Source organism: Streptomyces sp. NPDC001401 (assembly GCF_042895385.1).
In the GTDB taxonomy this organism is placed as follows: Bacteria; Actinomycetota; Actinomycetes; order Streptomycetales; family Streptomycetaceae; genus Streptomyces.
Window position 1 is genome coordinate 133,197 of the sequence record NZ_JBIAWI010000007.1, and the last position, 18,243, is coordinate 151,439.

The 18,243-nt window shown below is 71.2% G+C and carries 18 protein-coding genes; 14 read left to right on the top strand and 4 right to left on the bottom strand.

The window, feature by feature from the left end:
* The first annotated feature begins 77 nt into the window (after positions 1 to 77).
* The 11 genes from ACFY10_RS24005 to ACFY10_RS24055 all read left to right on the top strand — a co-directional run bounded on the left by ACFY10_RS24005 (position 78) and on the right by ACFY10_RS24055 (position 11,424).
* Positions 78 to 977, top strand: a complete 900-nt coding sequence (locus ACFY10_RS24005) for an SCO3242 family prenyltransferase (RefSeq protein ID WP_390667231.1) — start codon at positions 78 to 80, stop codon at positions 975 to 977.
* Positions 974 to 1,828: a sugar phosphate isomerase/epimerase family protein gene (locus ACFY10_RS24010; protein WP_390667232.1), complete on the top strand. Its 855-nt coding sequence runs from the start codon at positions 974 to 976 to the stop codon at positions 1,826 to 1,828. Before ACFY10_RS24005 ends, ACFY10_RS24010 begins: the two co-directional genes overlap by 4 nt.
* Before the next feature lie 95 nt (positions 1,829 to 1,923).
* Positions 1,924 to 2,658 carry an EboA domain-containing protein gene (locus ACFY10_RS24015; protein WP_390667233.1) on the top strand — a complete coding sequence of 245 codons (735 nt, stop codon included), beginning with the start codon at positions 1,924 to 1,926 and terminating at the stop codon, positions 2,656 to 2,658.
* Positions 2,658 to 3,512 (top strand): TatD family hydrolase, encoded by an 855-nt coding sequence (locus ACFY10_RS24020; RefSeq protein WP_390667525.1) that lies wholly within the window; start codon positions 2,658 to 2,660, stop codon positions 3,510 to 3,512. Before ACFY10_RS24015 ends, ACFY10_RS24020 begins: the two co-directional genes overlap by 1 nt.
* Before the next feature lie 7 nt (positions 3,513 to 3,519).
* Entirely contained in the window at positions 3,520 to 4,704 is a 1,185-nt protein-coding gene (eboE, locus tag ACFY10_RS24025; protein ID WP_390667234.1) for a metabolite traffic protein EboE, read from the top strand.
* A complete protein-coding gene (locus ACFY10_RS24030) occupies positions 4,701 to 6,098 on the top strand; it encodes an alkaline phosphatase family protein (protein WP_390667235.1) in 1,398 nt (465 codons plus the stop codon). The genes eboE and ACFY10_RS24030 overlap by 4 nt, the downstream gene beginning before the upstream one ends.
* Before the next feature lie 45 nt (positions 6,099 to 6,143).
* Positions 6,144 to 7,340, top strand: a complete 1,197-nt coding sequence (locus tag ACFY10_RS24035) for a cytochrome P450 (protein WP_390667236.1) — start codon at positions 6,144 to 6,146, stop codon at positions 7,338 to 7,340.
* Positions 7,341 to 7,446: 106 nt separating this feature from the next.
* The gene (locus tag ACFY10_RS24040) at positions 7,447 to 7,599 is read left to right on the top strand and encodes a hypothetical protein (protein WP_390667237.1); all 153 of its coding nucleotides are present in this window, start codon (positions 7,447 to 7,449) and stop codon (positions 7,597 to 7,599) included.
* Between the two features lie 154 nt (positions 7,600 to 7,753).
* A complete protein-coding gene (locus ACFY10_RS24045; RefSeq protein ID WP_390667238.1) occupies positions 7,754 to 8,713 on the top strand; it encodes a LysR family transcriptional regulator in 960 nt (319 codons plus the stop codon).
* A gap of 173 nt (positions 8,714 to 8,886) precedes the next feature.
* Positions 8,887 to 10,848 (top strand): collagenase, encoded by a 1,962-nt coding sequence (locus ACFY10_RS24050; protein ID WP_390667239.1) that lies wholly within the window; start codon positions 8,887 to 8,889, stop codon positions 10,846 to 10,848.
* Positions 10,849 to 11,163: 315 nt separating this feature from the next.
* A complete protein-coding gene (locus ACFY10_RS24055; RefSeq protein ID WP_390667240.1) occupies positions 11,164 to 11,424 on the top strand; it encodes a hypothetical protein in 261 nt (86 codons plus the stop codon).
* Between the two features lie 344 nt (positions 11,425 to 11,768).
* Here ACFY10_RS24055 and ACFY10_RS24060 read toward each other — a convergent pair whose 3' ends face one another.
* On the bottom strand, positions 11,769 to 12,062 hold the full coding sequence (locus ACFY10_RS24060) for a hypothetical protein (RefSeq protein WP_390667241.1): 294 nt from the start codon (positions 12,060 to 12,062) through the stop codon (positions 11,769 to 11,771).
* Positions 12,063 to 12,314: 252 nt separating this feature from the next.
* Between ACFY10_RS24060 and ACFY10_RS24065 the strand changes: the two genes are divergently transcribed.
* Both ACFY10_RS24065 and ACFY10_RS24070 read left to right on the top strand, forming a co-directional pair.
* Complete coding sequence (locus ACFY10_RS24065) at positions 12,315 to 13,073, top strand: IclR family transcriptional regulator (protein WP_390667242.1); 759 nt, start codon at positions 12,315 to 12,317, stop codon at positions 13,071 to 13,073.
* 113 nt (positions 13,074 to 13,186) lie between these two features.
* Positions 13,187 to 14,347, top strand: a complete 1,161-nt coding sequence (locus ACFY10_RS24070) for a PP2C family protein-serine/threonine phosphatase (protein ID WP_390667243.1) — start codon at positions 13,187 to 13,189, stop codon at positions 14,345 to 14,347.
* A gap of 64 nt (positions 14,348 to 14,411) precedes the next feature.
* Here the strand turns inward: ACFY10_RS24070 and ACFY10_RS24075 are convergent, their stop codons facing one another.
* Positions 14,412 to 15,539: a Gfo/Idh/MocA family protein gene (locus ACFY10_RS24075; RefSeq protein WP_390667244.1), complete on the bottom strand. Its 1,128-nt coding sequence runs from the start codon at positions 15,537 to 15,539 to the stop codon at positions 14,412 to 14,414.
* On the bottom strand, positions 15,509 to 16,219 hold the full coding sequence (locus ACFY10_RS24080) for a ThuA domain-containing protein (protein WP_390667245.1): 711 nt from the start codon (positions 16,217 to 16,219) through the stop codon (positions 15,509 to 15,511). Before ACFY10_RS24080 ends, ACFY10_RS24075 begins: the two co-directional genes overlap by 31 nt.
* Positions 16,220 to 16,435: 216 nt before the next feature.
* On the opposite strand from ACFY10_RS24080, the gene ACFY10_RS24085 reads away from it, so the two are divergent.
* On the top strand, positions 16,436 to 17,347 hold the full coding sequence (locus tag ACFY10_RS24085) for an expansin EXLX1 family cellulose-binding protein (protein WP_390667246.1): 912 nt from the start codon (positions 16,436 to 16,438) through the stop codon (positions 17,345 to 17,347).
* A 42-nt stretch (positions 17,348 to 17,389) separates the two neighbouring features.
* On the opposite strand, the gene ACFY10_RS24090 is transcribed toward ACFY10_RS24085, so the two are convergent.
* A complete protein-coding gene (locus tag ACFY10_RS24090; protein WP_390667247.1) occupies positions 17,390 to 18,235 on the bottom strand; it encodes a class I SAM-dependent methyltransferase in 846 nt (281 codons plus the stop codon).
* Positions 18,236 to 18,243 lie beyond the last annotated feature (8 nt).

The following is an 18,243-nucleotide window of genomic DNA, read 5'->3' on the forward strand; positions in this document are numbered from 1 at the left end:
ACCCTGCGCACCAATTCTTCACAGGGATGAGAGTTGGAAGATGTCCAAAACTGAAGCATTGGGCGTAGGGTCCGATCATGCACGGCCCGAACGACCGAAATTCCTCCCCCCGCCTGGCTGATCTGGCGCAACTCGTCCGTCTGCCTGCTGCGTTGAGCGTGCCCGGTGACGTCCTGGCAGGGGCCGTCGCGAGCACCGGGACACCCCCGCCCCGCATCCTCGGCACCATGGCGTCGTCCGTTGCCCTCTACTGGGCCGGAATGGCGCTCAACGACTACGCGGACGCGACCGTCGACGCGGTGGAGCGCCCCGAACGCCCCGTACCGTCGGGGCGAGTTGCCCGCCGCACCGCGCTGGCGACCGCATGCGGGCTCACCGCCGCCGGCCTCGGTCTCGCCGCGCTGACCGGCGGGCGGCGGGCGCTCGGCGTGGCTCTTCCGCTCACCGCGCTGGTCTGGGCGTACGACCTGGGCCTGAAGTCCACCCCGGCGGGTCCCGCCGCGATGGCGGGCGCACGGGCGCTGAACGTCCTGGCCGGGGCGGAGCCGGGACGCAGGGCGTCCGCGCTGCCGGCCGCCCTGCTGACCGGCGCGCACATCTACACGGTCACGGCACTGAGCCGCCACGAGGTGTCCGGCGCGACGCGTGTGCTGCCCGCCACCACCCTGGCGGGCAGCACCGCAACCGCCTTGGCCGCCGCGGCACTTCCCGGCGTACGACGACGTAACAGGTCCGCCCGGATCGGCGCCGCCGTCGGAGCGCTCGGCTACCTCGCCTCGTACGGCACCGCGCAGGCGCGCGCGGCCCGTGAGCCATCCGCGGTGAACGTCCGCAATGCCGTCGGCACCGGGATCATGTCGCTGATGCCCCTGCAGGCGGCGCTCACCGCGGGCGGCGGGGGAGCGGGGTTCGCCGGGGTGCTGGCCGCGGCGCATCCGCTGGCGCGCAGACTCGCCCGGAAGGTGTCGCCGACGTGACCCCGATATCCGCCGAGCGGCTCCGGTTCGGTTTCGGCACCAACGGCTTCGTCAACCACCGCCTCGACGACGCGCTGACCGTACTCGCCGACCTGGGCTACGACTCCGTCGGCCTCACCCTCGACCACGCCCACCTCGACCCGTTCGCCGCCGACCTGCCCCGGCAAGTCGCCCACCTGGCACGGCGGTTGGACCGCCTCGGCCTGGCAGTCATGGTGGAGACCGGGGCGCCGTACCTGCTGGATCCCTGGCACCAGCACCTCCCCACCCTGATGTCCGCCCCCGGCGCCGAGCGGCGCATCGACCTCCTGGCGCGCGCCGTGCGCATCGCGGCCGACCTGGGCGCCCCGGCCGTCCACCTGTGCAGCGGCCCGGCACCCGAGGGAGTGCCGGAAGAGGAAGCCTGGAAGCGGCTGACGGCGGGCTGCGAAGAGGTCCTGGACATCGCCCGCGAGCACGGCGTGGCCCTGGGGTTCGAGCCCGAGCCGTACATGTTCGTCGACACCGTGCAACGGGTGCTGGACCTGCGGCGACGGCTCGGCGACCCCGATCTGTTCGGCATCACGCTCGACATCGGCCATGCCCACTGCGTCGAGGACCTGCCGCTGCTCGACTGCATCGGGCTGGCGGCGCCGCATCTGGTGAACGTGCAGATCGAGGACATGCGGCGCGGCGTGCACGAGCACCTCGAACTCGGCGCGGGCGAGATCGACTTCCCGCCCGTGCTGGCCGCGCTGAAGGCCGCCGGCTACCGGGGACCGGTCTCGGTGGAGATCCAGGGCGCCTCCCTGAACGCCCCCGAAGTGGCCCACCGCTCCCTGGAGTTCCTGAAGGCCGCCGAGCCCATCTGACGCCGCGCCGTCAGGGCGAGTTCGGCGTACAGCATCAACCACCCGCCCAAGTAAGAGCGTTGCCGTACCCATATCCGAAACAGGAGGTATGCGCGGTGGACCCCCACATCCCACCAACCGCCCTCGACCGACAGCTCACCGCCGAAGCGCAGCGCTGGCTGACGGATGCCGTCGCCCGCGTCGGCCAGGACCCGGCCGCCGTGCGCGCCGTCTTCCCGGCCGTCGGCCGGCGCTGCGGGCGCGGACCGCTCGCCGCCGGCTGGACGGTGGCCGACGCCGCCCGCGCCCGACTGCTCGCCGCCCTGCCGCTGCGCGGAGCAGCACTCGCCGAGGAGATCACCGCCCTCCACCGCTACGGAGACGCCGCCGAACAGCGGGCGGTGCTGCGCTCGTTGGCCTTGCTGGAGGACGCAGACGCCTCCTTCGGCGACCTCGGACTGCCGCTGGTGCGCGCGGCGCTGCGGGGCAACGACACGCACCTGATCGAGGCCGCCCTCGGCCCCTACGCCGCACGCCACCTCGACTACGACGGCTACCGGCACGCCGTGCTGAAGTGCGCCTTCTGCGGCATCCCCCTGGACCGGGTCGCGGGCCTGGCGGAGCGGGCGGACCGTGAACTGGCCCGCATGCTGGCCGACTTCGCCCATGAGCGGGTCGCCGCCGGCCGTGACGTACCGGCCGACGTCTGGCCGGTCCTGCGCGCCCACCCCGGCACGCTGGAGGCCTCCGGGCTGCCCGCCGAGACCGACTCACCCGTGCCCGACCGCCGCGAGGCAGCCGTACGGGCCCTCGCCGCCTACTCCGCCACCGCGCCCGCAGGAGCCGCATGATGCGCATCTTCGACCCCCATATCCACATGACCTCACGCACCACCGACGACTACGAGGCGATGTACGCGTCGGGCGTCCGCGCGGTGGTGGAGCCGTCCTTCTGGCTCGGCCAGCCGCGCACCTCGGTGGACAGCTTCACCGACTACTTCGACGCGCTGCTCGGCTGGGAGCCCTACCGCGCCGCGCAGTTCGGCATCCAGCACCGCTGCACCATCGCCCTCAACCCGAAGGAGGCCAACGACCCACGCTGCACAGGGGTGTTGGACGTCCTGCCGCGCTACCTCGCCAAGGACCGGGTGGTGGCTGTCGGGGAGATCGGCTACGACTCCATGACCCCCGAGGAGGACGAGGCGCTGGCGCGCCAGCTCGAACTCGCCGTCGAGCACGACCTGCCGGTGCTGGTCCACACCCCGCACCGCGACAAGGCCGTCGGCACCCGCCGCACCCTGGACGTGGTCCGCGAGTCCGGCATCCCGCCCGAGCGTGTCCTCGTCGACCACCTCACCGAACTCACCGTCGCCATGGTCGCCGACAGCGGCTGCTGGATGGGCTTCTCCATCTACCCGGACACCAAGATGAGCGAGGACCGCATGGTGCGCATCCTCCAGGAGCACGGCACCGAGCGGAAACTCATCAACTCGGCGGCCGACTGGGGTCGTAGCGACCCCCTCAAGACCCGGAAGACCGCGGACGCGATGCTCGCCGCCGGCTTCGACGACGACACCGTGGACCAGGTCATGTGGCGCAACCCGGTCGCCTTCTACGGCCAGAGCGGACGCCTGGACCTGGAGGACGTCAAGGCGGACGACGTCGCCCTCTTCGAGGGCAACTCGATCAAGCGCGGCGGAGAGTGAACCGGAGTTGCGCTTCCGACACGCCGACGGCACGACCGTCCACCTCGCCTACTGCAGCAACGTCCACCAGGCCGAGGACCTCGACGGAGTGGTCGGCCAACTCGCCGCCTACGCCGAGCCCGTACGCGAATCGCTCGGCGCCGGCCTGCTCGGCATCGGCCTGTGGCTGGCCCGCGACGTCGTCACCGAACTGTCCGCCCGGCCCGACGCCGTACACCGCCTGCGCACCGAACTGACCGCACGCGGCCTGGAGACCGTCACCCTCAACGCCTTCCCCTATGGCGGATTCCACCGCGAGGTGGTGAAGAAGGACGTCTACCTGCCCGACTGGGCCGACCCCGCCCGCTTGCGCTACACCGTGGACTGCGCCCGGGTGCTCGCCGGGCTGCTGCCCGAGGACGTACGGCGCGGCAGCGTCTCGACCCTGCCGCTGGCCTGGCGCACACCCTGGCCGGCCGACCGACGTGACTCCGCGCGCCGCGCCCTGGACCAACTCGCCGTAGAACTTGCCGAGTTGGAGCGCCAGTCGGGCCGTACGGTCCGCGTCGGCTTCGAACCCGAACCCGGATGCGTGGTGGAGAACACCGTCCAGGCCGCCCGGGAACTCGGGGGAGTGGACCCCGAACGGCTCGGGATCTGCCTGGACACCTGCCATCTCGCCGTGCAGTTCGAGGAACCGGCCGCGGCACTGCGCCGCCTCGCCGACGCCGGCCTGCCGGTCGTCAAGGTGCAGGCGTCCAGCGCCCTCCAGGCCGACGACCCCGCCGACCCCGAGGCGCGCCGCGCACTCGCCCGGTTCGCCGAACCACGCTTCCTGCACCAGACCCGTGCGGCCCCCGGCGGTGCCGTCACGGGCGTGGACGACCTCCCCGACGCCCTGGCCGGTGGCCTGGACCCCGGCTCCCCCTGGCGGGTGCACTTCCACGCCCCGCTGCACGCCGAGCCCGAACCGCCACTGCGTACCACGGCAGCCCAACTCACCACCGTACTGGGCGAGTTGTTCGGCGGCCCGCAGGCCCTGTGCGACCACATCGAGGTCGAGACCTACACCTGGTCCGTCCTGCCCGAACACCTGCGGCCGCACGACCGCGAAGGCCTCGTCGCCGGGCTGGCCGCCGAACTGGCCTGGGCCCGCGACCGGTTCGAGGAACTCGGCCTCAAGCCCCTCACCCGAACGGAGCCCGTCTCATGACAAGACTGGTCGTCCTCGACATCGTCGGCCTCACCCCCCGCATGCTGCGCCACATGCCCGCCGTGTCGGCCCTCGCCGCACAGGGCTTCCAGGCCCGCCTGAACACCGTGCTGCCCGCCGTGACCTGCTCCGTGCAGTCCACCCTCCTCACCGGCGCACCGCCCTCGGAACACGGCGTCGTCGGCAACGGCTGGTACTTCCGCGACCAGGGCGAAGTCCTCCTGTGGCGCCAGCACAACGCCCTGGTCGGCGGCGAGAAACTGTGGCACACCGCGCGCCGCGCCAAGCCCGGCTTCAAGGTCGCCAACGTCTGCTGGTGGTACGCCATGGGAGCCGACGTCGACTACACCGTCACCCCGCGCCCGATCTACTACTCCGACGGCCGCAAGGAACCCGACTGCTACACCCGCCCACCCGCCCTGCACGACGAACTCACCAGCAGACTCGGCCCGTTCCCCCTGTTCACCTACTGGGGGCCCAACGCGGGCATGCCCTCCAGCCAGTGGATCCTCGCCGCGGCCCGCCAGATCTTCGACGAGCACCGCCCCGACCTCACCCTGGTCTACGTACCGCACCTGGACTACGAGCCCCAGCGCTCCGGCCCCGGCTCGGACGCCTCCGCCCGCGAGGCACGCCGGCTCGACGACGCCCTGCGCCCCCTGCTCGACCACTTCCGGCGCGAGGACGCCACGGTCGTCGTCCTCAGCGAGTACGGCATCGCACCCGCCTCCCGCCCGGTCGACATCAACCGCGCCCTGCGCGAGGCGGGGCTGCTCGAGGTCCACACGCAGGACGGCATGGAGTACCTCGACCCGTGGACCTCCCGCGCCTTCGCCGTTGCCGACCACCAGATCGCCCACGTCTACGTCCGCGATCCCGCCGACACGGACGCGGTCGCCAAGCTGATTGCCGAACTCCCGGGCGTGGACCAGGTGTTGGGCGCCGAGGGCAAGGCGGCCAACGGGCTGGACCACGAACGCTCGGGGGAGCTGGTCGCCGTAGCGGACTCCGACGCCTGGTTCACGTACTACTACTGGCTGGACGACGACCGAGCCCCCGACTTCGCCCGCCAGGTCGAGATCCACCGCAAACCCGGATACGACCCCGCCGAACTCCTCTACGACCCCACCGTGCCCGGCGTGAAGGCCCGCGCCGCCGCCCAGGTCGCCCGCAAGAAACTCGGCCTGCGCTACCGCATCCGGACCGTCCCCCTGGACCCCTCCGGCGTCCGCGGCAGCCACGGCCGGCTGCCCACCGACCCGCAGGACAGCCCCGTCCTGCTGTGCTCGCGGCCCGGTCCCGCACGCGACGAGATCGACGCGACCGACGTCAAGGACCTTCTCCTCGACCTGGCCGGCATCACCGCCCCCGACCACCTGAAACCGTCCGTCTGAACCCGTCCGTCTGAACCCGACCGCTTGATCGCTGGAGCCCCCCACATGCACGCGACCGACCCCTCGCCTCCGCCCCTGCCCAGCCACCGCCCCCTCCTCGATCCGGCCGCCGAGTACGGGCGTTGGATCACTGAACGGCCCCTCGCCCGGATCAGCCTCTGGGGCGAGACCCACCCCTGGCTCGTGACCCGGCACGAGGATGCCCGAGCCGTCCTCAGCGACGCCCGGTTCAGCTCGGAGAACGTCCGGCCGGGCTTCCCCGGGCTCCAGCCGACGCCGCCGCCGCGCACCCCCGGCCAACTGTTCGCCATGGACCCGCCCGACCACACCCGGCTGCGCCGCATGCTCATCCCGGAGTTCACCTTCCGCCGCGTCGAGCAACTGCGGCCGGCCGTCCGGAACATCACCGGCGAACTCCTCGACGGCCTCGTCAAGCAGCAGCAGCCCGCCGACCTCGTCGAGCACTTCACTCTGCCGCTGCCCCTCCTGGTCATCTGCGAACTGCTCGGAGTGCCGTACACGGACCGGGATTTCATCCACCGGCAGGCCGCCGCCTTCGCTACCGTCTCGGCCGGACCGGAGGCGATGCGGGCCGGCTGGGCGGCGCTCTTCGGCTACCTGCAGGAACTCCTCTCCGCCAAGTCGCGCGAACCGGCCGACGACCTGATGAGCAAACTCGCCACCGAACGGGTCGCCACCGGCGAGGCCACCCCGGCGGAGGCGGCCGGCCTGCTCGTCCAACTCCTCATCGCCGGCCATGAGACGACCGCGAGCATGCTCTCCCTCGGCGTCGTGGCACTGCTGCGGCATCCCGACCAACTCGCGGCCCTTCGCGCAGACGAGGAACTCGTTCCGGGCGCGGTGGAGGAACTCCTGCGCTACCTGACGGTCGTGCACATCGGCCTGCGCCGCATCGCCACCGAGGACGTCGAGGTCGGCGGGGTCACCATCCGGGCCGGCGAGGGCGTGGTGATCGCGCTGCAGGCGGCCAACCGGGACCCCGCGGTCTTCGCCGATCCGGAGGCGCTCGACCTCACCCGGGACGCCGGACAGCACCTGGCCTTCGGCCACGGCCTGCACCACTGCCTCGGCCAGTCGCTGGCCCGGGCCGAACTCCAGATCGCGCTGCCCATGCTGTTCCACCGCCTGCCCGGCCTGCGCCTGACCGGCGCGGCAACGGAGGACTACGCGTTCGAGGGGCGCGCGATCCACGGCGTGCGGGAGTTGCCGGTGGCCTGGTGATGCCTCAACTGCCCGCTCACAACGGCAATTTGACCGTGACTTCACCCTCACCCTTCAGGTAATCTAAAGGCAAAGAGATGCTCGATGTACGGCAAAGGAGGCAGTGATGTTCGATCTCCGGACAGAGGCAGAGATGAGGCTGCACTCGGAAAGGACGGCCAGGGAGCTCGCCCTGAAAAAACAGCGGGCAGAGGCCGACGAGGCGCGCGCAACCACTGAAGTGACAGCCGCCGCCGACATGGACCCGCCGAAGGCGTAATTCCCGACAGGCGCCGTCACGGTGCGCCGCCGCGAGGTGGCTGACCTGCGTCTTGTGCGTGCGCCCGCAGGGTGGAACGCTTCCTGTCCGCCGGCCGAGACCACGGAACGGCATCGGCCCGGTGCGAAGCGCCACGGCGGCGGGGAGTCGGCGGATGGACCTGGAGCTTCGGCATCTGCGCGTCCTGTGCGCGATCGCCGATGCAGGGAGCGTCGGCCGCGCCGCCTCGGACCTCGGCTACTCGCAACCCGCCATGAGCACCCAACTGCGGCGGATCGAGCGCCACTTCGGCCAGCCGCTGTTCGAGCGCGGGACGACGGGAGTCAGGCCGACACGGTACGGCGTGGAGGTCGTCGCCCAGGCACGCGACGTCCTGGCCCGCGCCGCGGCGATCGGGTCCCGTCCGGCCGCCGAAGCCGCGAGCACCCGTAGGACCCTGCGCGTCGCGGCGACCAACTCACCGGTGCTGTCCGGCATGGTCTCCCGGGTCCGGGCCCGGCTGCCGGACGTCACGCTCGCAGTGAGCAGCGTGTACTCCTCCTCGCGCATCGTCGAACTCCTGGAGGACGGCGACGTGGACGCGGCCGTCGCCGCGGACTACCCCGGGATGGAACTGAAGCATTCGGACACGGTGACGCACCGGGGAATCGTCACCGAGCCCACATTCGTGGCGCTGCCCGCCCGCCATCGCCTCGGACACCGCGCCCAGGTCTCCCTCGCGGACCTGGCCGAGGACGCCTGGTTCCTGACGCCGGACGACGGAGCAGGCTGGCCGGGAGTCTTCTACACGGCCTGCGCAGCGGCCGGTTTCTCACCCGTCGCCGTACACGAATTCCTCGGTGACCAGCTCCAGTTGCAGAGCATGATCGCCGACGGTCTCGGAGTGTCCGTCGTGCAGGCGACGCTGCGGCCGACCCCGGACGTGGTGATCAAACCGCTGATCGGTACGCCGCTTTGGTGCCGCTATGTGCTGGCCTGGCGGCGCGACACGGTTGCCGAGGAGGTGGTGGAGGCGCTGTTCCACTCCGCCGCTTCCGCCTATCGCGAACTCGCCGGGCGCTCACCGCACTTGAGGGCGTGGGCCACGCGCACTTGGCGGGGGAGCGGAGCGTAGGCGGGGCCGGGGTCGGCGGCGGAGTCAGGGGCAGGGTCGAGGCCGGGTGTTATGGCCGGTCGCCGCAAGGTGCTATGTCACATTCCATTGTTGGGGGCAGCCGGCGTTGAGAAGGTGCCTCACGCGCCTCAACACCCGTATCGAGGCGCATCCCTCCGCAGAGGAGTCCAGAGATGCGCTACCTCTTCGCGCTGCCCAGACGCTCCGCCGTCACCCTCGCCGTCTGCACCACCCTCGCGGGCCTGCTGTCGGCGCCGGCGCTCGCGGCCACCCCCGCCCGGCACGGCACCACCCCCATGACCGTGTCCCGGAAGGCGACGCCACCCCCGCCGACCGGCTCGACCACCGGCACCGCCGATCGACCGGCCCTGCAGGACCGACGGCTCACCGCGGCCCAGCTACCGCCCTTGCAACCGGCGCCCTCCCGGACCCGGACCATCACGGGCACCGCACCGAAAGCCGCACCGAAGACGGCCTCGTGCAGCCCGGCCGACTTCGCGGGCAGGACAGGTTCGGCTCTCGTCGCCTTCGTCCAAGCCTCGACCACGGGCTGTGTCAACACCCTGTTCGCCGTGACGGGCACCAACGCCCGCGACATCTTCCGCCAGTCCCAGATGGTCACCGTGGCGAAGGCCTTCACGCGAGAGGCGCAACGCTATCGGGGCGACAACTCGTCCGGGGTGTGGCAGCTCGTCCTGTTCCTGCGGGCCGGCTACTACGTGCAGTTCAACAACGCGTCCGACGTCGGCCCCTACGGCGCACCCCTGGCCCAGGCCACCACCCGCGGCCTGGACGCCTTCTTCGCGGGCCGGCACTCCCGGGACGTCACCGCGGCGAACGGGGACGTGCTGGGCGAGACCGTCATCCTGACCGACAGCGCCGACCAGCAGGCCCGCTATCTGACGGTCTATCAACGCCTGCTCGACGCCTACGACAGCTCCTACGACTCCGTCGCCAGCATGGTCGCGGCCGTCAACGACGTCTACACCCCGCTCTGGCGCGGCAATTGGAATCCCGACTACGTCAAAGCGGTCACCGCCGACCCGGGCGTGGTCCGGACCCTGCACGCCTTCGCGCTCAAGCACCTGGACCTGCTCGGCACCGACCGCGCCTACCTGGACTCCAACGCCGGGATGAACGTGGCCCGTTACGTCGAGCACACCGCGCTGCGCGCCACGGTCCAGCCCCTGGCCAAGGACCTGCTGAACGCCTCGGAGATCACCGGTCCCACCGCGGGGCTGTGGGTCGCGGTGGCGACCCAGGCCGACTACTACGACCGCCCCAACTGCTCGTACTACGACATCTGCAACCTGCCCGCCCGGCTGACCGACGCGGCCCTGCCGATCACCCACACCTGCGACGCGGCCCACACCGTCCGGGCCCAGGCGCTCACCTCCGCCGACCTCGACGCCGTATGCGCCAACCTGCGAGACCAGGACCCGTACTTCAACGGCCTCGTCAAGGACGACGGCCCCATACCGGGCCAGTACCTGTCGACCGTGCAGCTCGTCGTCTTCGCCCACCGCGCGGACTACCAGACCTACGCCGGGGCGATCTTCGGCGTCAGCACGGACAACGGCGGCATCACCCTGACAGGAGACCCGTCCGACCCCGCCAACCAGCCGCTCTCGATCATGTACCAGAAGGACGCCGACGACGGCTTCACGGCCCGCATCTGGAACCTCAACCACGAGTACACGCACATCCTCGACGCCCGCTACGACATGAAGGGCGACTTCGCCCGGCAGACATCGGTGCCGGACGTCTGGTGGATCGAGGGCCTGGCCGAATACGTGTCCTACGGCTATCGCGGCATCACCGACGAGCAGGCCGTCGCGGAGGCGGGCAAGCACACGTACCGGCTGAGCACGCTGTTCCAGAACACCTACGCGAACAGCGACGTGATCCGCACCTACCCCTGGGGCTATCTCGCCGTCCGCTACATGTTCGAGAACCACCCGGCGGACATCCAGCGCATGCTCGCCCGCTTCCGAACCGGCGACTACGCGGGCGGATACGCCGTCTACAACTCCGACATCGGCACCCGCTACGACGCCGACTTCGACCAGTGGCTCACGGCATGCGCCGCCGGCGCCTGCTCCGCACCCGGTCATGCCGGGGCGCACACGTCATGACACCGTAGCCGTCGCCCCGCACCCGGCCTGCGGGAGGGCCGAGTGCGGGGCGACGTGAGGCTCGGCCGACACGCGCGCCCCGGAAGGCCTAGCGCGTGGGGCATGTAGGCCGGACGGGGCGAGGGCCGGTACTGGGGCGGCGTACGGCGTAGTGGATGCGGAACCCGGGGCGTGTCACCGGACTCCTGAGGGTGCGCCGCGGGCCGACATGGAGTATAGGACGTGCCCAAGATCCCAAATTACTACTTAGTGCATGTATATGCTCACATTAAGTAGTCAATCCAGGGCTCACGCCCAGGTGAGAAAGGGTCAACCATGCGCAAGTTTCAGCGCGCTGCGGTCGTAGCCGCAGCGGTGGCGGGGCTGTCCATCCTTGGCGCCGGTATCGGCTTCGCCGACGACGCGGATGGGCCGCGGCAGGGCACCGAAGTCACCCCGCAGTGGCACTTCGCGCCGGTGGAAAGTTCCAAGAAGGCAACGCCGGAGGTGGCTCCCAAATACGTTCTGCCCGAGCTGGATCTCAATCGGTTCATCGATCCGTTCGTCGCCCCGGCCAAGGAATCGAACGACAAGTAACCCGGCGTCGGCAGCCCGGACGCGCAGAAACCCATCAGGGTGCGCGCCCGGGCTGCGACTGTTTCCACTTTCTCCAGGGCTCGGGCGCATGCCGGTCGACGGCACAGGCGCCCGGGCCCCTATTGCTGCCCGGGAAACGCGGCACATGTTCTGCAGCCCACAGGTCTGCGATGGAAAGACCTCCGCCGAGCGGGAAATCATCTGAATTCACAAATGCCGGACCGGGCTGGTTCCCGGTCCGGCATTTCGGCTTTCTGAGGCGGCGCCGGCCGCCCGGTTTTTCCGGGCATGCGAAAACCCCGGTGCCCCGGCTTGTGGCCGGGGCACCGGGGTGAGCTTTTGTCCTACTTGCCGCCGACGCTGTTGTTGCAGCCCATGGACGAGCCCAGCGAGGTCGACTGTGCGCCCTCGTTGCCCTCGCCGTTCAGCGCGCCGCCCAGCAGGCCGTTGAGCAGCCCGACTTGGCCGAGGACGTCCAGGTTCAGGTCGTGTGACCTGCAGGTGGTGCTCTGCAGGACCGTGTTGCCGCCGTGGCCGTCGCCGCCCCGGCCCTGGTCGGCGTGAGCAGCGCCGGCGCTCACGAGTCCGACGGTCCCGAGGGCGGCGACCAGGACGGCAGCCTTGCGAAGCTTGTGCATGTCATCTCCGTGGAGTGAAGTGGATGCGACCTGCGATAGATCGACTTCGTTCAGTTGTGGAGGTTAATAAGAAATATCCCCGGAACATCCGGCGGCGCGCCGAATTCGGGGAATCCTCACTACCCTGGTCGATGGCCGGAAAATAGGCCCTGTGAGTGAATCGCGACATGAGAAGATATTGAGGCTCTTCCAACTTGGCCGAGCGCCGGGCGAGTTGTTGCGCGCTCTGTTCGCGTGACGCACGCTGGTCACATGGGTGCGCACGACGGCCCCACGCTGATCAGTTCCGTCCAGCGGGCCTTCCGGCTGCTGGAGGCGGTGAGCGCGCACGAGAACGGCGCGCCGGCGAAGCAGCTGGCACGTGAGACGGGTCTGCCCCTGGCCACCGCGTATCACCTGCTGCGGACGCTGGTCCACGACGGATACGTGCGGAAGCTGGGCGACGGCGGATTCGTGCTCGGCGACAGGGTGCAGACGCTGCAGACCATGGGCCGTGGACAGGCGCTGCTCAGCCGGGTCCGGCCCACGCTCGCCGCTCTGCGGGACGAATTCGCGACCGCCGCCTACCTCACCTTCTACGAGGACGGCGAGATCCGGGTCGCCGAGATCGTCGACAGCCCCCGGGCGCCCCGCGTCGACCTGTGGGTGGGGTTCGAGGACGCGGGGCATGCCACCGCGCTGGGCAAGTCCGTGCTGCGGGAACTGGACGACGAGGCCCGCAAGGACTACCTCTCCCGGCACCACCTGGCCGACCTCACCCCGCGGACGATCACCAGCCGGCCGGAGCTCATCCGGCGGCTGGACTCCTCACCCGTGGCCCCGGCCGTCACGGACCTGGAGGAGTACACCCTGGGCACGGTCTGCGTCGCCGTACCCGTCTACAGCGGCGACACCCTCGGCTCGCTCGGCGTCTCGATGCCGGCGGAACGGCTCTCCCGGCTGCCGGAGATCCGGGCACGGCTGCTCCCCACCGCGAGCCGTGTGACCAGGAGTCTGTCGCTCACTATCTGAAATCCCGCTTCTTGTGGCAACCGCGCCGACCCCGTTTCCTGGATGAAACAGACATTTCATCAGTGGGCCCCCGGACCGACGTGCCCCACACAGGTGAGGACCGCAGAAGAAACATGAGTCAGGCCCGAGAGCATGGCGGCGACCACTGGCCGATACGTTCGCTCAGGCGCGCCGTCGCGCAGCTGGCCGCGGGGGCACCCGTTCTGCCCGTACTGATCGTCTCCGTGATCGTGCTCGCCGACCTGGCCGGCGGAGCGGGGATCACCTGGCTGCCGATGCTCGCGGCCGGGCCCGCCCTGGCCGCCACCACCAACGGGCCGCGCGGTGTCCTGTGCGTCGGTCTCCTCGCCGCGGTGCTGGGCGCGACGCTCGGCACCCGCAACGGCGTACCGGGCAGCGAACTGGCGGCCGTACTGTCCGCGCTGCTCGCCGTCACCTTGGCCAGCGGTCTGGCCAGCGTCCTGCGCGGGCGCCGCGAACGGGTGCTCGCTGCCGTCCGCTCGGTCGCGGAGACCGCCCAGCATGCGCTGCTCAAGCCCGTCCCGGCGACCGTCGGCCCGTTCCAGGTGGCCGTCCGCTACAGCGCCGCGGCGGCCGAGGCCCGTATCGGCGGCGATCTCTACGCGCTGATCCCCACCCCGTACGGGGTACGGCTGATCGTCGGCGACGTGCGCGGCAAGGGGCTGCCGGCCGTGAGCACCGCCGCGCTGGTGCTCGGCATCTTCCGCGAGGCCGCCTACGACGAGCCCGATCTTCTCGCTGTCGTCGACAGGATCGAGCGGAGCCTGGCACGCAATCTCGGCAGCGACGACTTCGTCACCGCCGTGGTCGCCGGATATCCGAGGGCAGGGCAGCTGGAGGTGGTGAACTGCGGACACGCGCCACCGCTGCTGGTGCGCGCGGACGGCAGCGTCACGGTGGCGGAGCCCACGCAGCCGGCCCCGCCCCTCGGACTGCGCGCCCTCACGGATCACACCCCCGGCCTCCAGGTGCTGTCCTTCGCCGACGGGGATCAGCTGCTGCTCTACACCGACGGCGTCACCGAGGCCCGCGATCGCGGCCGCGAGTTCTATCCGCTCGACGAGGGGCTCGCGCGCCATGTGTCCGACGACCCGGCCCGCACCCTCGACGCGCTCCATGACGAACTGCAGGCACATGTCGGCGGCCGCCTCCACGACGACGCGGCGCTGCTCCTGATCCGCAAACCGGCCCGCACCGAGCCCGCTTCCGAGGCCGAGCCCGGCGGCAGGAACCTGGCCTCCGAAGCCGCGTGACGAGCAAGTCCCTTGAGGGGGAGGCAAGTTGACGACGGTGCGCCGGAGTGCCGAGCTGCCGGCTTCACCGTGAGGCGGTTCGGCCGGCGGCCGGTCCTCTCCACGCCTCGGCGGCCGTGAGCGGAACCAGGGCCGGCGGCGGTGTCGAGGTCGTCAGCTCGATGCGGCGCCCCTCGGCCGACGAGCGGAGGAGGGCGGTCATCGTCTCCAGCACGTGCAGGGCGAGATCGCCGCTCGCGCGCGGCGCCCGCCGCCCGTCGGCGGCAATGAAGTCGAGCAGACCGACGCCCCGCGCGCCGCCCACGTAACCCGCCGACGGCGGGAGCGTGCGCCACCCGGTGTCGCCGAGCTCGAAGAGCCGCACCTCGCCGTCGAAGCCGTTCGGATCCGGCACCGTGAGCGTGCCCGTCTCACCGTGGACCTCGATCGGCGCGGCCGTGGTGGCCACCCCGTCGAAGCTCGTCGTGATCGTCGTCAGGGCCCCGCCGACGTGCTCGAGCACACCGGAGACATGACTGTCCACCTCGACCGGAATCCGCTCGCCCGTGCGCGGGCCGGAGCCGATCACGCGCTCGGTGCGCAGCCGCCCGGCCGCCCCGATCACGGCACGCACCGGACCCAGCAGATGGACCAGGGACGCGAGGTAGTACGGCCCCATGTCGAGCAGGGGGCCGCCCCCGGCGGTGTAGTAGAAGTCGGGGTGGGGATGCCAGCGTTCATGTCCCGGGGTGACCATGACGGCGGAGGCGAACTGGGGGCGTCCGATGCTCCCCGCCTCCACGGCCGCCCGCGCCGTCTGGACTCCCGTGCCCAGGACGGTGTCCGGCGCGCATCCCACGCCGACTCCCGCCTTCTCGGCGGCCTCCATGACGGCCTGGGCGTCGACGAGAGTGGCGGCCAGCGGCTTCTCCCCGTAGACGTTCTTCCCGTGGCCGGCGGCGCCGAGCGCGATCTCGGCGTGGGCCGCGGGGACCGTGAGGTTCAGCACCGTGTCCACGTCCGGGCTGCTCAGCAACGCCTCGACGGTCAGCGCCCGGGCGCCGGGCAGCTCGGCGGCGACAGCGGCCGACCGCGCGGCGTCGAGATCGGCGACCGCGGTGACGCGTATGGCCGGATGGCCGAGGAGGGTGTCCAGATACGCGCGGGAGATGACACCGAGGCCTACGACGCCGATGCGGTGCGCGTCGCCCACAGCATGCCCCTCTCGATGACGGTGCGGACGTTCGCGTTCTCCAGCACGTCCAGACTGTGCCCCGGTGTCGTCACCACGATCCGTCCGGCGCCCCACTGCCTGGTCCAGATCGCCGGTGATGTGACGGGCCGCTGCCAGGGCTGCCAGGGGCGGGCGGGATGCGTCGTGGTGGCCAGGACGTCGATCAGGTCGTCGTGGAGCACCCAGTACTGCTCGGTGCACAGCTCGAAGTCGTCGAGCCCCTCGGTGACGGGATGCTCGCGGCCGAGCTCGGTGATGTCGATGGTGTGCGGAACGAAGTTGTCCTCCGCCTCCCCGCGACGCTCGCACGGCTCCTTGCCCGGGTGGCATGCGAACTGGCCCCCCACCAGCTGGAGATAGTCGGAGGAGGCGCGGAACGAGTCGGCGATACCGCCGTGCCAGCCGGTGAAACCGGTGCCGGCCGCGACCGCCGCGCTCAGACCCGACAGCTGCTCGGCGCTGATCTCCGACATCGAGATGCACTGCACCACGAGGTCGGTGCCGGCCATCTCGGCGGCATCGGCGTAGACATCGGTCGACTCCTCGACCCGGACCGTGAAACCGCTCTTCTCGAGGAAGGGCAGGAACAACTCCGTGGCCTGGACCGGCCGGTGCCCCTCCCATCCGCCTCGGACCACCAGGGCTTTCTTCGGTTGCATCGCGTTCCTTCACCCCGTCGTAGAGAGCCCTCACTATGCGCCAGTCGCCCGTGCCCGGCAACGTGCTGCCGGATGCGCGAAAGTTTCGCGGCCGCACGCCGGGACCGTCCGCGGCCCGGCCGGTCCCCGAATTCGGGCTTGTCGGCGTGCTGCCGGGGCTGGCACGATCGCTGCTCCCGTCATTCGGGCCACGGTGGCGGCCCTGGAGGAGGTCCGGTGCACAGACGGTGGCTGTTCCTGTCGGCGGCCGCGGCCCTCGTCGTCGTCTCCCTGGCCGTGGTGCTCCTGCCCGGCCACAAGGCCGACGCCGGGCACGCCGCCGCCACACCCGCTGCCCGAACCCGGTCCAGCGGCCCGTCCACGACCGGGGCCCCGACCGCATCCCACCGCGCGACCGCTTCGGCGAAGGCGTCGCCCGAAGCCACCCCGCACAAGTCGCCCGGGCATGCGAGCACCGCGCCCGCGAAGCCCTCGGCCACGGACACCCCGCAAACCGCGTCCGGCGCCGCGCCGTTGGCGGGCCGCATACGGCCAGGCGTCGCCTACCGGGGCGTCGCCACCTTCTACGACGCAGACGGCGGCGGCGCCTGCCTCTACGACCCCAGCGATGACGTCATGACCGGGGCGATGAACCACACCGACTACGAGACGGCCAAGGCGTGCGGGGCGTACGTACTCGTCCGCGCCGCCAACGGCGCCTCCGTCACGGTCCGCATCACCAACGAATGCCCGGGCGATTGCGCGCCCGGTCAAATCGACCTCAGCGCACAGGCGTTCGCAAAACTCGCCGCCCCCTCGGCCGGCCGGATCCCGATCACCTGGCAGCTGGCCAGCCCCGGCACGGCCGGCACGATCTCGATCCGCTACAAGACGGGCTCCACCCGTTACTGGTGCGCAATCCAGGCGATCGGCCACCGCAATCCACTGGCCCGGCTCGAAGTCCGCACCGGCAGCGGCTGGCGTCAACTGCCGCGTACCGACTACAACTACTTCCTCTCCGAGGACGGCAGCGGCTGCGGCGGCCCGATCAGGATCACCGACATCTACGGACAACAACTCACCGTCGACGCAGTCGCGATCCGGCCGAACGTCACGCAGCCGACCCGGGTCCAGTTCGCCAGGCACTGATCGCGCCGGTCGCGGGCCGGACGGTCGGGTAGCGGCCGAGGCTCACGCCGCGTGGGCGCCCACCAGCCAGCAGGCCGCGGTGAAGCGGACCTCCGTGCCCTGCACGAAGGGGTCGAACGCGGCGCGGACCGTGTCGACGACGCGTGCGCGGGTCTGCTCGTCGACCCCGGCCAGGGCCAGACCGACCGGACCGAGCCGGGTGAAGTAGTGGACCAGTTCGCCCTCGGGCAGGGCACAGGCCACGTCGACCGGCCGGATGTCGATCCCGGCCCAGCCGCTCTCCGCCAGGATGCGGCGGATCCGGTCCGGGTCTGCGAAGGCGAACTGCCCGGGCTCGTCCGGGCGGCGCACGGGAAGGCCGGGCAGCAGCGGCGCCGCGGCGTGTTCGGCCGTCGTCATGAACGGGTTCTCCGCAGGGCCGCGCCACGTGAGGAACCGCAGCAGGGCCTCGTCCGTCGCGGCACGCCGGAGGTTCGCGAAGGCCCGCACGGAGTCGTTGAAGAACATGACGCCGAAGCGCGAGATGACGGCGTCGAAGGCGGCCTGCTCGAACGCGTGATCCTGCGCGTCGGCGAGGACGAAGGAGGCCGGTGTGCCCTCCCGCTCGGCGCGCGCCCGGGCGGCGGCGATCACCGGTTCGGAGATGTCGACGCCGACGCTGCGGCCCGCCGGACCGAGCCGCCGCGCGACGGCCAGCGTGATGCCGCCGGTGCCGCAGCCGACATCGAGCACACGGCCCGCGTGCCCGGCGGCCACGGCATCGACGAGCAGCTCTTCGAAGGGCTTGAACATCCCGTCCAGCACCGCCTGCAACTCGACCCAGGCATTGCCGCCGGGCCCCTTCCAACGGGCCGCTTGTTCGTCGTCGCTCCTGCGCGTGACGTCCATGATCGCCT